This window comes from Nocardia caishijiensis NBRC 108228 (assembly GCF_001612825.1).
GTDB lineage: Bacteria > Actinomycetota > Actinomycetes > Mycobacteriales > Mycobacteriaceae > Nocardia > Nocardia caishijiensis.
Genome location: NZ_BDBE01000054.1, coordinates 1 through 15541 on the forward strand (window position 1 = coordinate 1; position 15541 = coordinate 15541).

Annotated in this window: 16 protein-coding genes; 8 read left to right on the forward strand and 8 right to left on the reverse strand. The window is 69.1% G+C overall.

The window, feature by feature from the left end; genetic code table 11:
• Positions 1-412 precede the first annotated feature (412 nt).
• Positions 413-1579, reverse strand: coding sequence for a glycogen synthase (gene glgA / locus NC7_RS27265; RefSeq protein ID WP_067988701.1), 1167 nt, complete (start codon positions 1577-1579; stop codon positions 413-415).
• A 110-nt stretch (positions 1580-1689) separates the two neighbouring features.
• On the opposite strand from glgA, the gene glgC reads away from it, so the two are divergent.
• The gene (gene glgC, locus NC7_RS27270; protein ID WP_067988562.1) at positions 1690-2907 is read left to right on the forward strand and encodes a glucose-1-phosphate adenylyltransferase; all 1218 of its coding nucleotides are present in this window, start codon (positions 1690-1692) and stop codon (positions 2905-2907) included.
• A 1-nt stretch (position 2908) separates the two neighbouring features.
• On the opposite strand, the gene NC7_RS27275 is transcribed toward glgC, so the two are convergent.
• The gene (locus NC7_RS27275; protein ID WP_067988565.1) at positions 2909-3541 is read right to left on the reverse strand and encodes an O-methyltransferase; all 633 of its coding nucleotides are present in this window, start codon (positions 3539-3541) and stop codon (positions 2909-2911) included.
• Between the two features lie 279 nt (positions 3542-3820).
• Between NC7_RS27275 and sigE the strand changes: the two genes are divergently transcribed.
• The 7 genes from sigE (at position 3821) to NC7_RS27310 (ending at position 9811) form a co-directional block, all read left to right on the forward strand.
• Positions 3821-4489: an RNA polymerase sigma factor SigE gene (gene sigE / locus NC7_RS27280; RefSeq protein ID WP_236573472.1), complete on the forward strand. Its 669-nt coding sequence runs from the start codon at positions 3821-3823 to the stop codon at positions 4487-4489.
• 62 nt (positions 4490-4551) lie between these two features.
• Entirely contained in the window at positions 4552-4920 is a 369-nt protein-coding gene (locus NC7_RS27285; RefSeq protein ID WP_067988705.1) for a zf-HC2 domain-containing protein, read from the forward strand.
• Positions 4921-4930: 10 nt separating this feature from the next.
• Complete coding sequence (locus NC7_RS27290; RefSeq protein WP_067988566.1) at positions 4931-6469, forward strand: S1C family serine protease; 1539 nt, start codon at positions 4931-4933, stop codon at positions 6467-6469.
• Positions 6470-6502: 33 nt separating this feature from the next.
• On the forward strand, positions 6503-6916 hold the full coding sequence (tatB, locus tag NC7_RS27295; RefSeq protein ID WP_067988572.1) for a Sec-independent protein translocase protein TatB: 414 nt from the start codon (positions 6503-6505) through the stop codon (positions 6914-6916).
• A 172-nt stretch (positions 6917-7088) separates the two neighbouring features.
• Complete coding sequence (locus tag NC7_RS27300; protein WP_067988578.1) at positions 7089-7946, forward strand: hypothetical protein; 858 nt, start codon at positions 7089-7091, stop codon at positions 7944-7946.
• A 116-nt stretch (positions 7947-8062) separates the two neighbouring features.
• Positions 8063-8635 (forward strand): hypothetical protein, encoded by a 573-nt coding sequence (locus NC7_RS27305; protein ID WP_067988581.1) that lies wholly within the window; start codon positions 8063-8065, stop codon positions 8633-8635.
• Positions 8636-8713: 78 nt separating this feature from the next.
• The gene (locus NC7_RS27310; protein WP_067988584.1) at positions 8714-9811 is read left to right on the forward strand and encodes an XdhC family protein; all 1098 of its coding nucleotides are present in this window, start codon (positions 8714-8716) and stop codon (positions 9809-9811) included.
• A gap of 16 nt (positions 9812-9827) precedes the next feature.
• Here NC7_RS27310 and NC7_RS27315 read toward each other — a convergent pair whose 3' ends face one another.
• From NC7_RS27315 to NC7_RS27340, 6 genes are all read right to left on the reverse strand, one after another.
• Positions 9828-10493 carry a hypothetical protein gene (locus tag NC7_RS27315; protein WP_157102194.1) on the reverse strand — a complete coding sequence of 222 codons (666 nt, stop codon included), beginning with the start codon at positions 10491-10493 and terminating at the stop codon, positions 9828-9830.
• A 115-nt stretch (positions 10494-10608) separates the two neighbouring features.
• Positions 10609-11547, reverse strand: coding sequence for a glucosyl-3-phosphoglycerate synthase (locus NC7_RS27320; protein ID WP_067988591.1), 939 nt, complete (start codon positions 11545-11547; stop codon positions 10609-10611).
• Entirely contained in the window at positions 11544-12410 is an 867-nt protein-coding gene (gene folP, locus NC7_RS27325) for a dihydropteroate synthase (protein ID WP_067988594.1), read from the reverse strand. The genes NC7_RS27320 and folP overlap by 4 nt, the downstream gene beginning before the upstream one ends.
• A gap of 2 nt (positions 12411-12412) precedes the next feature.
• A complete protein-coding gene (locus NC7_RS27330) occupies positions 12413-14179 on the reverse strand; it encodes a long-chain-acyl-CoA synthetase (protein WP_067988596.1) in 1767 nt (588 codons plus the stop codon).
• 9 nt (positions 14180-14188) lie between these two features.
• The gene (locus NC7_RS27335; protein WP_067988599.1) at positions 14189-14743 is read right to left on the reverse strand and encodes an LOG family protein; all 555 of its coding nucleotides are present in this window, start codon (positions 14741-14743) and stop codon (positions 14189-14191) included.
• Positions 14737-15540 carry an LOG family protein gene (locus NC7_RS27340; protein WP_067988708.1) on the reverse strand — a complete coding sequence of 268 codons (804 nt, stop codon included), beginning with the start codon at positions 15538-15540 and terminating at the stop codon, positions 14737-14739. Before NC7_RS27340 ends, NC7_RS27335 begins: the two co-directional genes overlap by 7 nt.
• Position 15541: the final 1 nt, after the last annotated feature.

The window sequence follows — 15541 nt, forward strand, 5'->3', positions numbered from 1 at the left end:
AACAAACACAGCCCAATACCTTTGTGGTGCACAAAACACCGAGGTAGTGCGGTGTGGCTGGGAGTGCGGTAGGTGGCGCACTCGAGTGATGCTGTGTGGCCGGGAATGCGGTAGGTCGCGGACTCGAGTAGCGCCGTGTGGCCGGGAATGCGGCAGGTGGCGCACTCGAGTAGCGCCGTGTGGCCGGGAACGCGGCAGGTGGCGCACTCGAGTAGCGCCGTGTGGCCGGGAACGCGGCAGGTGGCGCACTCGAGTAGCGCCATATGACCGGGAACGCGGCAGGTCGCGGACCCAAGTGAACCGCACGACGGCAGCAGACCCGAGCGGCCACTCGACTGGCAGTGCGGTAGGTGGTGCGCACCAGCAGCCCCGGGTGGCTGGCAACACCGCCACCCACAGGCAACGCACCCTCTCAGCGAATGACCCCCCGATACACCTCGACCGTCTGCTCCGCGATCCTCGCCCAATCGAACTCCGCGATGGCTCGCGCACGACCCGCCTCGCCATAGCGCCCAGCCAGGTCCGCATCCCCCGCCACCGCGTTCACCGCATCGGCGAGGGCGCGTTCGTACTCACCCCCGGCGACAGGGTCGTAGTGGACCAGCCGCCCGGTGACACCGTCGGCGACCACCTCGGGGATTCCGCCCACATCCGAGGCGACGACGGCAGTCGCGCATGCCATCGCCTCCAGGTTCACGATGCCGAGGGGTTCGTATACCGACGGGCACACGAAAACTGTTGAGGCAGTGAGGATTTGGCGGACCTGTTCGGTGGGCAGCATTTCCTTCACCCAGTACACGTTGCCGCGACGGCGCTGCAGCTCGTCGACAGCCGCGGCCACCTCCAGCTCGAGTTCCACGGTGTCGGCCGCGCCTGCGCACAGCACCAGCTGGATGTCGGGGTCGAAATCGGCGGCGGCGGCCAGCAGGTGGCCGACGCCCTTCTGCCGGGTGATACGGCCGACGAACGAGACGATCGGTAGGTCGGCGCGCACACCGAGCCGGTCGAGCACCGGTTGTTCGGCGCCGACGGGCTGGCCCGGATGCCATACGCCCGCGTCGATGCCGTTGTGCACCACGTGGACTCGGGTGGGGTCGATGGCGGGGTAGGCGTCGAGGACGTCGTGGGCCATGCCTTCGCTCACCGCGATCACGGCGTCGGCCTGCTCCATGGCGTTGCGCTCCGACCACGACGAGAGGCGGTAGCCGCCGCCGAGCTGTTCGGCTTTCCACGGCCTGCGCGGTTCGAGCGAATGCGCGGTGAGCACATGCGGGATGCCGTACAGCGCACCGGCGAGGTGCCCGGCCAGGCCCGCGTACCAGGTGTGCGAATGCACCACGTCGACCGCGCCGACGGCATCGGCCATCCGCAGCTGGGCCGACATCATCTGCAACGCGGCGTTGGCGGCGTACAGCTCCGGGTCGGGCCGGTGCACCACCGCGCCCGTGCGCGGCGCGCCCATGCAGTGCACGGTGACCTCGCTCAGCGCGCGCAGCCGCGCGGTGAGTTCGGTGACGTGCACGCCCGCACCGCCGTACACCTCGGGCGGATACTCCCGGGTCAGCATGGCAACCCGCAACGGATCCGCGATCGCTCGTTCCCCGTCGGTGCCATCACTCACGCGGTCCAAATTAGACGCTCGGGTCGACATGGGCCACCGGGTGCGCGTGGGGCCTGTACTTTGACAGGGTGAGGAGCCAGCCGCACGTACTCGGGATCGTGCTCGCCGGTGGCGAGGGCAAACGACTGTTTCCGCTCACGGCCGACCGCGCCAAGCCCGCGGTTCCGTTCGGTGGGGCCTATCGGCTGATCGATTTCGTGCTCAGCAACCTGGTCAACGCGGGATACCTGCGCCTGTGCGTCCTCACCCAGTACAAGTCGCACTCCCTGGACCGCCACATCTCCCAGACCTGGCGGCTGTCGGGTTTCACCGGCGAGTACATCACCCCGGTGCCCGCGCAGCAGCGGCTCGGACCGCGCTGGTACACCGGCAGCGCCGACGCGATCATGCAGTCGCTCAACCTGATCTACGACGAGGACCCCGATTACATCGTGGTCTTCGGCGCCGATCACGTGTACCGGATGGACCCCGAGCAGATGGTGGCCAGCCACATCGCCTCGGGCGCGGGCGTCACCGTCGCGGGCATCCGGGTGCCGCGCAGCGAGGCGAGCGCGTTCGGCTGCATCGATTCCGACGAGTCCGGCCGCATCACCCAGTTCCTCGAGAAACCCGCCCATCCGCCCGGTACACCGGACGACCCGAACATGACCTTCGCGTCCATGGGCAACTACGTGTTCACCACCCGCGTGCTCGTCGACGCGATCCGTGCCGACGCGGAGAACTCCGATTCCGATCACGACATGGGCGGCGACATCATCCCGTCGCTGGTCGCGGGCGGGCAGGCGGCCGTCTACGACTTCGCCGACAACGACGTACCGGGCGCCACCGAACGCGACCGGGGCTACTGGCGCGATGTCGGCACCATCGACGCCTTCTACGAGGCGCACATGGATCTGGTGTCGGTGCACCCGGTGTTCAACCTCTACAACAAGCACTGGCCCATCCGCGGCGCCGCCGAGAACCTGCCGCCCGCCAAGTTCGCTCGGGGCGGGCTCGCGCAGGAATCCATCGTCGGCGCGGGCTCGATCCTGTCGGCCGCCACCGTGCGCAACTCGGTGCTCAGTTCCAACGTGATGATCGACGACGGCGCGACGGTCGAGGGCAGCGTGCTGATGCCCGGTGTGCGCATCGGGCGTGGCGCGGTGGTGCGCCACGCCATCCTCGACAAGAACGTGGTGGTCGGCGAGGGCGAGATCATCGGGGTGGATCTGGATCGCGACCGGGAACGATTCGCCGTGAGCAACGGTGGGGTGGTCACCGTCGGCAAAGGGATCTGGGTCGGCTGACCTACCCGCGCGACGCGCAGAGCAGTCCGTCGCCGATCGGGATCAGGACGCTGGTGAGCTCGGGATTCTCCGCGATCGCCCTGGTCGCGGCGCGCACGGCCTGGGTGGCCGGGTCGCGCTGGGTCGGGTCGGGGACGCGTCCGCCGAGCAGCGCGTTGTTCAGGATGAACGCACCACCCTCGCGCAGTAGTCGCACACCCTGCTCCACGTAGAGCGGGTGTTCCATCGGGGAAGCGTCGACGAATACGAGGTCGTAGGCGCCGTCGGCCAGTCGCGGCAGCACATCGAGGGCGCGACCGTTGATGAGGCGGGTGCGCGCGGGCGCGATCTCGCCGGTGCGGAACGCCTCCTTGGCGGCCCGCTGATGCTCGGGTTCGGAGTCGATGGTGGTGAGGGTTCCGTCCTCGCGCATGCCGTCGAGCAGCCACAATCCGCTCACACCCGCGCCGGTACCCACCTCGACGACCGAGCGGGCACCCAACATCTGCGCGTACATGCTCAGCAGCGCGCCGACCGAGGCGGGCACGGGTGCGGCGCCCAGTTCGGTGGCCCGCTCGCGCGCGTCGAGGAGGACTTCGTCCTCGACGACGGACTCCTCCACATAGGCCAGGTTCCGCTCCACGTTCGATGCCACAGCTAAGAGGCTATGTCACCGACCGGGTCTGTGTATTCAGCGAAGCCGCCGACCCGGGGTGAGTGTCGCCGCGCGCGCCAGGATTCTCAGGCGCCACTCAGGGTCTCCACACCTGCGCCATATCGCGACAGGAAATAGTTGCCTCACCAGCCGATCACGGCGGGTACGAGACGCGGGAACAACCACAGACATCCGCTGGTTGACCCGAAGACAAGGTTCGCTGACCCGGACCGGATCGGTCTCGTGCCGGCGGTCCCGAGTAGGAGGTGTCCCATCCCGATGGTCGACACGGCGCGTTCCGACGCCACACTGCCCGCCCAGCCTCTGCCCACCGACTTTCCGCCGCCCGTCGAGGACGATCTCGATGCCGAACTCACCGGCACCGCGGCCTTCGACGCCACCGGTGACCGCACGGTGATGCCGTCGTGGGACGAACTGGTCCGCGAGCACGCCGACCGGGTCTACCGCCTCGCCTACCGGCTCTCCGGCGACGCCCAGGACGCCGAGGACCTCACCCAGGAAACCTTCATCCGGGTGTTCCGTTCGCTGCAGAGCTACCAGCCGGGCACGTTCGAGGGCTGGTTGCACCGCATCACGACGAACCTGTTCCTCGACATGGTCCGCAGGCGCAACCGCATCCGGATGGAGGCCTTACCCGAGGACTACGACCGGGTGCCCGCCGAGGGACCGACGCCCGAGGACGCCTACCACGACTCCCGCCTCGACCCCGACCTGCAGAAGGCGCTCGACGCCCTCGCGCCGGAGTTCCGCGCGGCCGTGGTGCTGTGTGACATCGAGGGTCTGTCCTACGAGGAGATCGGTGCCACGCTCGGCGTCAAGCTCGGCACCGTGCGCAGCCGCATCCATCGTGGGCGCCAGGCACTGCGCGACTACCTTGCGCATAATGGAATCGAGCAGCGATACTCCGCTGACACCTTCGCAGGGTGACGGCCGCGAGCGGCCACACCCGGCCTGGTCGGGTCGATGTCGGTCGGAAGGAAGAACTCCGCATGAGCGTGGATCCAGCATCCTCAGGTCGCGCACCGCGCTTTCAGCCCACCGAGCATCTGGCCAGCGAGGCGATCGCGGCCTACGTGGACGGCGAGCTGCGCATGAACGCCTATCTGCGCGCCGCCCAGCATCTTTCGGTGTGCCCCGAATGCGCCGCCGAGGTCGACGCCCAGCAGCAGGCGCGGATCGCGCTGCGCCGGGCGGGCGAAGTCGCGGTTCCGCGCAGCCTGCACGACAGTCTCAGCCGCATCCCGCTGGCCGAACTGCCCACCGGCACACCCGAACCTCCCCGCCGTAACGAGGCATTTCTCGGATTCCTGACCGATTCGTTCCCCGCAGCCCGGTGGACTACGTGGCGGCGCAAGTAGAGTCACGGGCGTGACAGGCGAATCGACGAATCCCGGATCGACCGACAACTCGGATTCGGCGGCGTCACGGGGGAATCTGCGGCCCTCCGACGCGCCGACCCTCGGCCCGCGTCCGGTGTACCGGCCGCACATCGACAGCCATACCGCACACGCGTTCCGCCGCCCGAACGGTCAGACGGGTTCGTTCGCCCCGCACGACCCGCTGCGTGCCGGTAACCGTGCCGACGAGGGCGAACTGGTCGATCGTCGCCCGCCCGACGGCGTGCTCGCGGAGGCGTTCGCCCGGCCCGAGGACTCCGACGAACTGTTGCAGCGCGAACCCGGATCCGGGGAACGCAAGATCGTCGTTGCGGGTCCGGTCGACCCGTGGCGCGATCCGGCCGCGGGCGCGCGCCTCGGCGCTCCGGCGATCGAGACCCCGGAGCCCGCCCCGCTGCCCGTCGCGCCCAAGCTGTCGGCGCGTGAGGTGCTGTTCGGTTCCCGGGTCGCGCCGAAGGCGCTGGCCCTGCTGGCCGTGATCGCGCTCGGCATCGCCGTCGTCGGCGGGCTGGTCGGGCGGATCACCGCCGAGACCGCGTCCACCCTCACCTCGCGCAAGGTCACCCTTCAGCAGAGCGAGAGCTCCGATTCCCCGCACGGCAAGATCGCGGCGGTCGCCGACGCGGTGCTGCCGTCGGTGGTGTCGATCCAGGTCATCATCGGTGACGGCGGCCCGTCCGGCTCGGGTGTCGTCCTCGACGCCGAGCAGGGCTACATCGTCACCAACAACCACGTGATCTCGGCGGCGGCCACCGACAAGTCCGGCAACGCCAAGATCCAGGTCGAATTCTCCGACGGCACCCGGGTGCCCACCCAGATCGTCGGGCGCGATCCCAAGACCGATCTCGCCGTGCTCAAGGTCGACGCCGACAACCTCACCGAGGCGAAACTCGGCCGCTCCGACGACGTCCAGGTCGGCGACGACGTGCTGGCCATCGGCTCTCCGCTCGGCCTGGAGAAGACCGTCACCTCCGGCATCGTCAGCGCGCTGCACCGCCCGGTGAGCCTCGGTGGTGAGGGCACCGACACCAATGCCGTGATCGACGCGGTGCAGACCGACGCGTCGATCAACCCCGGCAACTCCGGTGGTGCCCTCGTCGACATGGAAGGCAGGCTGATCGGCGTCAACACCGCGATCAAGAGCAACACCGGTAACTCGGTCGGCCTCGGGTTCGCCATCCCGATCGACGTGGTCACCTCCATCGCGCAGACCCTGATCCGCGAGGGCAAGGTCAACCACCCGCAGCTGGGGCTGAGCGCGCGCACCAAGGCCGTCGCCAACGAGTTGCGCAGCGGTGCCGCCGTGGCCGACGTGGTCGCGGGTGGACCGGCCGCCAAGGCGGGCATCGTCGAGGGCGACGTGATCGTCAAGGTGGGTGATCGCGAGGTGGAGGGCCCCGACGAACTGGTCGTCGCGGTGCAATCGCACAAGATCGGGGAGCGGGTGAACGTGCAGTTGATCCGCGATGGCAGGCAGGTGGACGTGCCGGTCACCCTCGAATCCGACTGAGCTGCGGCAACGCGCGACGGGTAACCTGGGATCGTGTTCAGCAACATCGGGTGGAGCGAGATGATGATCCTGCTCGTCGCCGCCCTCGTGATCCTCGGCCCGGAGCGCCTGCCCGGGGCGATCCGCTGGACCACGTCGTCGCTGCGTCAGGTGCGCGACTACGCCAGCGGGGCCACCTCCACCCTCAAGAAGGAGCTCGGCCCGGAGTTCGACGAGCTGCGCAAACCGCTCGCCGAACTCAACGAGCTGCGCGGGATGACGCCGAGGGCCGCCGTCACCAAGCACCTGCTCGGTGGCGACGACACGGTGCTGCGCGACCTCGAGAAGGCCGTGCCCGACCGCAAGGAACTGTTCGGCACGAACAGCGGGATGCCGGGCGGCGGGCCGTCGCTGCCGAAGCCGTTGGAGCACAACGAACGCCCGCCGATCGACTCCGACGCCACCTAGCAGACCGCACGGTCGTCATTTGCCACCGGATCGCGCGCGCGGCCGATGTCCGTGTCGACCTCGCGGTCTTTGTGGTTGCCGACATGACGGACCCGATCGGCGTTGTGCGGCAAGACATTCGATGTCAATCGTTATAGACACGATTCGCCGTCCAGCTGTCTAGACTTCGCACATGTCGGCCGATGACGTGGCACGAGTCTTCGCGATCGAAGACAAGGTCGAGAGACTCAAAGCAGCCACCGATGGGGTGGCGGCTGCCCAGCAGACCATCAACGAACTCACCAGGATCCGCCGCGCCGTGATCCGCGAACTCCACGCCGAGGGCTGGACGTTCGCCCGCATCGGCGCCGCCGCGGGCTTGTCGCGGGCGCGCATCCACCAGGTGAGCACCCAGGGGCCGGTACCCGAGGGCCTGTTCTTCGGGCACGGCACGCTCACCGTGCTCGCCCCGGAAGTCCGTACGGGAAGACTGCTCGGCGCGCCGGATCCGGCGGCCGCGCAACGACTGGCCGAGTTGCTGCGTCAGCTCGGTTTCGTGGCGACGGTCGAGACATTCCTGCCGGGCAGGCCCCTCGACCTCAACCGCGACGGCCTGGTGGTACTCGGCGGCCCCGAGCTGTCGCCGAGCCTGCGTCAGCTGGTGGTGGCCGACCCGCGACTGCGCCGCACCGTCACCCGCGCGGGCGACACCCGGCGCGGTATCGAGGACCGGGCCGCGCGCCGTGTGTACCGTCCCGGCGGCACCGAACCGCACGATATCGCGTACCTGGCCCGGCTGCCCCGCCCCGACCGGCGCGGCACCGTGATGCTCATCGACGGGCTGCACCCACCCGGCTCGCTGGGTGCGATCAGGTTGCTGGCCACCCGGCTGGCGACCCTGCACGAGCGGGCGAGCACACACTTGTTCTCGGTCCTCATCGCCGTGCGATACGACCGCACGACAGGTGAACCGGTCGATGCGGACCTCCTCACCCCGGTTTATCGCCATGAAACCGACCAAAAGTCCGCTGCGAACCGGACTCGCCCATAACTGCATCTAAACTACGGACACTTTGTGACTTGCATCACGATAATGTTATGGATCACAACCTGAGCCCGATGGTTAGATTGCTAGCGAGTAACCGAATGTGAGTAGGTGAGCTTCACATGTTCTCGTCTCCCGAGGCCAACGCCTGCCGGGTGCTGCCCGTGCGCGCGGCAGGCACCGCGGGCCCCCGTCCCGTTTCCGCGTCCGACATCGAGGCCGTCGGCGGCGAGGTGGTCGTGACGACCCACCGCGTCACCTACAGCGACCGTCTGAAGGTCTTCATCGGCCCGCACGAGGACGTGGACAGCTTCCTGCGCCCGTTGCGCCGGATGGACGGTCATCAGCGCTTCGCGCTCGATCTGACCGTGCTGCCCGAACCGATGCCCGCCACCGAGGTGACGTCGTCGGTGAGCGCGGCTCGCGGTGATCTCGCGCTGCGCTGCGCGGGCTCGGCCGACGCGATGACGCTGCAGCTGCGCACGACGGTCGACCACGTCACCCACCGCTACACCCTCGGGTTCCCCGGCAGCCGCCTCGGCCTCCCGACGGTGTACGTCCCGCACGGCGACGACGACACCTACGTCTACCCGGAGGAGGTCTTCACCGCCGAGCACGCGGCGCAGATCTTCCACGAGTTCTTCCACGCGGGTGTGGTGCCCGCCGGGCTGCGGCACCGCGAGATCCTCGACTGAGTTTCTCGCCGCGCCGGGATGCTCGCGGTTAGCTAGGCTGGTCCGAAAGGTCACAGTCGGTGGAGAGGCCGGTGGGCGATGCGCGATCTGCTCGGACAGGTGCTCGACCTGCTCGCCGACGGGCCGGTGGCGCTGGCCAGGATCGTCGACCGGAGCGGAGCCGGGCCGCGCGACACCGGGGCCGCGATGGTGGTCACCCCGGCGGGCCGGGTCCTCGGCTCGCTCGCGGGCGGATGCGTCGAGGCGGCCGTCCTGGCGACCGCCGAACAGGTGCTCACCGACGGCACGTCCTGTACGGAACGGTTCGCGGCGGCCGACGAGCTCACCGTCGGACTGCCGTGCGGCGGGGAGATCGAGGTCTTCGTCGAACGGCTCGACCACGCCGACCTGCCGCTGTTGCGCGAGCTGCGGTCAGCGCTGGACGCACACCAGCCGATCGCCTACGCGACGACTCTGGAAGCCACCCCCGATCGTCGCCTCCTGCGACCCGGGCAGATCACCCCGTGGCGCGATCTCGATCAGGATGCCGCCGCCCTGCTCACCGCGGGCCGCAACGGCTCGGTCGGCGCCGAGGACTGCACCCCGGCCGCCGCGACCCGCCCCCGAACCTTCGTCCAGGTCTTCCGTTCCCCCGCCCGGATGATCCTGGCGGGCGCCAACGACTACACCCGCGCCCTCGCCACGGCGGCCACCCAGCTCGGCTACCGCGTCACCGTGGTCGATGCCCGCGAGACCTTCACCACACCGGCGCTCTTTCCCGCCGCCGACGAGGTGGTCGTCGACTGGCCACACCGCTACCTCGCCGCCGAGGCCGCGGCGGATCGCGTCGACGACCGTACGGTCGTGTGCGTCCTCACCCACGACCCCAAATTCGACGTGCCGATGCTGACCGCCGCGCTCGCCCTTCCCACGATCGGCTTCATCGGCGCCCTCGGCTCCCGCCGAGCTCACACCGATCGCGTCGCCCGCCTCCGCGAACAGAACCTGTCCCCCGCGTCCATCAGCCGCATCCACAGCCCCCTCGGCCTGGACCTGGGCGCGCACACCCCGGCCGAAACCGCCGTTTCGATCCTCGCCGAGATCCTGGCCGCCCGAACCGACGCCTCGGCACGCCCCCTCTCCACCCTGACCGGCCCCATCCACGCCGAGCCGAGCACGCGACCACCACGCGAATGACCGCCACGTCGGCCGCTCAGTTGCGTGGTCCGACGCAGACGACGAAATCGCGTTCGGTGTGGGCGTGCAGCGTCGTCGGCAGCCCGGCGCAGTCGGAGGCATCCGCGGGATCCGACGCCGAGCCGACCACTTTGCGCAACACCCGTCCCGCCGCCGCAGGGTCGGAGCACGCGACCTTCTGCCAGCGAACCTCGTCACGGAACCAACCGACCGTCATCGGGCCGACACATTGCCCGGCGGTGACCCGCTGCATCGACTCCTCGACAGCGACCTGGTCACGCAGGTACACCGTGTACACGATTCCGAGCACGGCGAGAAACGGGATGGCGAACCCGAGAGCACCGACCCGCCGGAACAGTGGTTTGCCCGGGTCCATCGGCCGCTGCCCCCACGCGGTCTCGGGCGGGGGCAGAGCGGCGATATGACGACGGGTCCTGGCGTTGACGACGAATCCACCCAGGTTGTAGAACAGCGATTGCACGCCCCACCACCCGAACCACGCGCTGCCGACGGTGATCTCGCGGTAGGTCGCCAACCCGCAGTCGCGACAGAACGGGCCTTCCTCCGTCGTTTCGACTCGGAAGAGGAGCAGACCCCAGTGCCCGACGAGATCCACATCGATGGCCGGTGACGCTCCGCAATGCCGACACCGGACGCAGCCGTTCCACTGAACCTCCGACACCACTGAACTTCTTCTCCCGCACGCTGATTCACCAGAACCGGCCAACAGTACGGATCAACAGCGGCGTGAGCAAGGGGCCCGCCTCTTCGTCGGACGAGGAGGCGGGCCGGGTGGGTCAGGCGGCGACTTGTTCGGGGCGAAGGGTTTTCATCGGGGGGCGGTCGTCGAGGGAGACCTCGGTGGTGTGGGGGATGAATTCGCCCGCGATGAGGGGGAATTGGGTGAGGGGTGCGCCGGAGTCGGGGACGCCGCTGCGGCGCAGGGCGGTGCCGAGGATCTGGCGACTCATCACACCCAGGTCGGACAGGGGGCGGTTGCGGTGGGTGCGCACGCCGAGGTTCACCTGGGTGATGGCGTCGAGGCCGAGGCGGTCGTAGGTGTCGAGCAGCAGGCCGATCTCCACGCCGTAGCCGGGGGCGAAGGGGACGGCCGTGAGCAGTTCGCGGGTGCCCGCGTATTCGCCGCCGAGCGGTTGCAGCACCTGGACCAGTTCGGGACGCAGCGCCGCCAGCAGGGGCCGGGCGACCAGCTCGGTGACACGGCCGCCGCCGTTGGCGTCGACGGACTCGCCCTGCCGCAGCGGGCGCCGGTAGTAGGCCTTGGACAGGTGGGTGCCGGGCATGGTGAGCAGCGGACCGAGCAGCTTGGGTACGAACGCCGGGTCGGGGTCGATGAGATCGGAATCGACGAAGGCGATGAGATCACCGGTGGTGCAGGCCAGCGACCGCCACAGCGCCTCGCCCTTGCCCGCGACGGGTTCGAGTTCGGGTACGGCCTCCTCCCGGCTCACCACCTCGGCGCCCGCGCGGCGGGCCCGTTCGGCGGTGGCATCGGTCGACCCGGAGTCGAGCACGACCAGTTCGTCGACCAGGGTGCCGAGCAGCGGCCGGATGCTGGCCACGACGTCGGCGACGGTGTCCTGTTCGTTGAGAGCGGGCAGCACGACCGAAACCGTGCGTCCCGCTTTGGCGGCGACCAGGTCGCCGACCGTCCAGTCAGGGGTGTCCCAGGTGTGGGTAGTGGCCCAGGCGGGCTCGCGGTGTTGGATTTTCATGCCAGACCTCGCAGAGTTCGTGCGGGGGGCCGGATGCCCTGGATCGCGGCGATCATGTCCACGACCCGCCGGGTTTCGGCGACTTCGTGGACCCGGAAGACCCGAGCGCCCGCGGCGGCCGACCATGCGGTTGCCGCCAGTGTGCCCTCGACCCTTTCCGTCAGACCTACCCCTAGAGTCTCCCCGATAAAGTCCTTGTTGCTCAGGGCCATCAGGACTGGCCATCCGGTTTTTACGAGACTGTCGATTCCGCGCAACAACTCGAGCCCGTGATAGGTGTTTTTTCCGAAATCGTGGGTGGGATCGATCACGATTCCGTCGCGGCGCACCCCGGCGGCGGCCGCGCGGTCGGCCGCGGCGGCCACGGTGGCGGTCACCTCGGCCACCACGTCGGCGTAGCGGACCCGGTGCGGGCGGGTGCGCGGCACGGCGCCACCGGTGTGGCTGCAGACGATGCCGACGCCCAGCTCGGCGGCCACGTGCACGAGCTCGGGGTCGGCTCCGGCCCAGGTGTCGTTCACGAGGTCGGCGCCTGCCGCCACGGCGTCCCTGGCCACCGCGCCGCGCCAGGTGTCCACACTGATCAACAGGTCCGGGTACTTCTCGCGAATCGCCGCGACGAACGGAACCACCCGTCGCGTTTCCTCGGCGGCGTCGACGGTGTCACCCGGCCCGGCCTTCACACCCCCGATGTCGACCAGGTCGGCGCCTTCGTCGACGGCGCGGGTGACGCGGTCCATCGCGGCCCGGTCGGTGAAGGTGGCGCCCCGGTCGTAGAACGAGTCGGGCGTGCGGTTCACGATCGCCATCACCAGCGCGCGATCGGTCGGCACGGGCCGACCACAGAAGGTGGTTTCCGGCATCGCTATCGCGGAGCTCTACCCGCGGCGACATCGTCGGCGTAGTCGTCGTAGGCCGGAACGTAGCCCTCGGTCGGGCCGCTGAGCACATACAGCTGCCCTTCGGCGTCGGCGGCGTAGCCCTGCTTGCGAAGTTCTACCTTGCGGCTCTTGAAGGTGGAGGTCTGCTCGAGTTCGGCGACCACCCGCACGAACAGCGGGACCGCGTAGAGCGGCAGCCGCTCGTAGACGGTGCCCGCCAGCCCCTTGCCGTCGAACTCGGCGTCGGGGCGCAGGGTGATCGCGGCCATGCCCGCCTTGCCGTCGGTGCCGGGGATGTCGACGCCGAACACCACCGCCTGCTCGACGCTCGGGTGCTGATCGAGCGCGCCCTCCACCTCGGTGGTCGCGACGTTCTCGCCCTTCCAGCGGAAGGTGTCACCGAGCCGGTCGACGAACGCGATGTGCCAGAAGTGCTGATCGCGCACCAGGTCGCCGGTGTCGAACCAGCAGTCGCCCTTCTTGAATCCGTCGCGGACCAGCTTGGATTCGGACGCTTTCGCGTCGGTGTAGCCGTCGAAGGGCTGACGGTTGTTCACCTTCGCCAGCAGCAGTCCGACCCCGCCGGAACGCACCCGCCGCAGTTTGCCGTTCGCGCCCCGGCGCGGCTCACCGGTCTCGTCGTCGTATTCGACCACCGCGTACGGCAGCGGGCACAGCCCGGCCGTGCGGTCCACACCGAAGGCGTTGACGAACGCCAGCGGCGCCTCGCTCGACCCGTAGAACTCCACCACCCGGTCGATGCCGAAGCGGCGCCGGAACTCGTCCCACAGTTCCGGTCGCAGCCCGTTGCCGACGACGAGCCGTACCCGGTTGTTCTCCTCGCCGGGCCGCACTGGCTGGTTGAGCAGGTAGCGGCACAGCTCACCGATGTAGATGAAGGCCGTCGCCTTCTCGCGGTCGATCTCGGCCCAGAATCCCGAGGCGGAGAACTTCCGCGCGAGCACGTAGGTCGACTCGCCCGCGAGCACCGCCGACAGCGCCACCGTGAGCGCATTGTTGTGGTACAGCGGCAGGCAGCAGTACAGCGCGTCGTCGGCGCGCAACCGCACGCCGAGCCCGCCGAGCCCGGCCATGCTCTTGGCCCAGCGCAGATGCGTCATCACGCTGGCCTTCGGCATGCCGGTGGTGCCGGAGGTGAAGATCAGGAACGCGCGTTCGCCCGCCGTCACCTGCTCACAGACCGCCGGGTCGGAAGCCGTTGCGCCACGCGCGGATTCGGCGAGCTCCTCGGACATCAGCACGTTCGCCGGTGCCTCGGGCAGCGAATCGAGCGCTTCCAGGCATTCCTCGCCGACCACGACCAGCACGCTGTCGAGCAGACCGATGCTGTGGGCCAGCACCTGATCGCGCTGGTTGTAGTTGAGCAACCCGACGGTGGCGCCGAGTTTGAGCATCGCGAGGACCGTGAACAGCGTCTCGGGGCGGTTGGTCATGAGCACGCCGACCACGTCACCGCGATCGACGCCGCGCGCGGAAAGCACTGCGGCGTACCGGTTCACCTCGCTGTTGGCGGCGCGGTAGGTGTAGGAGCGGCCTTCGAAGCGCAGGAACACCCGGTCGGGGCGCCGGTGGGCGAGCCGCTGGAAGTACTTGCCGATGGACGCTTTGTCCTTGGGCCCCACCAGCATTCCCGGCGCGTTGCGCAGCATGCGCGGTGCGTCCATCGCCATCCCCGGCAGCTTCTTGGCCAGGTCGAACACGCTGACGGTGTCGCGGGCGTCGTTGCTCACGTCGATCTCCTACCCTCGGGCCGCGGCCGGTGTCAACGCGGCGAACGCGGCTGGCAGGTCGGCGGCCACGACGATGCGGTCGCGCGCCTGCTGTGTGACAATCTTGCGCTCGAACAGCTCGTCCAACCAGCCGAACAGGCCACCGTAGAAGCCGCCCGCGTCGAGCACGACCACGGGTTTGGTGTGTTCACCCAGGTAGCCGCCGGTCCAGGTTTCGAAGAACTCCTCGAGTGTCCCGACGCCGCCGGGCAGGGTGAGGAAGGCGTCGGCGCGTTCCTCCATCAGCTGTTTGCGCTGGCGCATGGTGTCGGTGACGAGCAGTTCGTCGGCGTCGACATCGGCGACCTCGCGGTGCACCAGATGCTTGGGGATCACCCCGACCGTGTGCGCGCCGCCCGCCCGCGCGGCCACCGCGACCGCGCCCATCATCGACACCCGGCCGCCGCCGGACACCAGTTGCCAACCGCGACGGGCGATTTCGGTACCGACCTGGGTGGCCAGGTCGATCAGTTCCGGTTCGGTCGTGCTTGCCGAGCAGTAGACGCAGATCGAGTAGCTCACCACTGGTCCTCGGTGCCGAGCCGTTCGATGTCGGCGCCGCGCCCGCCGGTCGCCTCCTTGACGATGCGCACCACGTCTTCGACGCTGTCGGTGACCTGGATGAGGTCGATATCCTCCGGCGAGATCTTGCCCGACCCGGCCAGCGAAGTACGCATCCACTCCACCAGCCCGGACCAGTAGGCCGTGCCGAACAGGATGATCGGGAAGCGGGTGATCTTGCGGGTCTGCACCAGGGTGAGTGCCTCGAACAGTTCGTCGAGGGTGCCGAAACCGCCGGGCAGACAGACGAAGGCCTGCGAGTACTTCACGAACATCGTCTTGCGGACGAAGAAGTAGCGAAAGTTGATCCCCAGGTCCACCCAGTCGTTGAGACCCTGTTCGAACGGCAGCTCGATGCCGAGCCCGATCGAGTACCCGCCCGCTTCCGACGACCCACGGTTGGCGGCTTCCATGGCACCGGGGCCGCCGCCGGTGATGATGGCGAAACCGGCGTCGGTGAGCGCCGAGCCGATCGCCCGTCCCGCCGCGTACTCGGGGTGGTCCACCGGCGTGCGGGCCGAGCCGAACACCGTGACGGCGGGCGGCACCTCGGCCAGCGCGCCGAAGCCCTCGACGAACTCGGCCTGGATCCGCAGCACCCGCCACGGATCGGTGTGCACCCAGTCGCTGTCCTGCCGGGTGTCGAGAAGATTGCGGTCCGCGGTCCGTGCTCCCGGCTTGCGTTCGCGCCGGAACATCACCGGCCCCCGGAACTTCGGTTTGGCCTTCCCCACCTGTTCATCCACGGAATCGCTCGACATG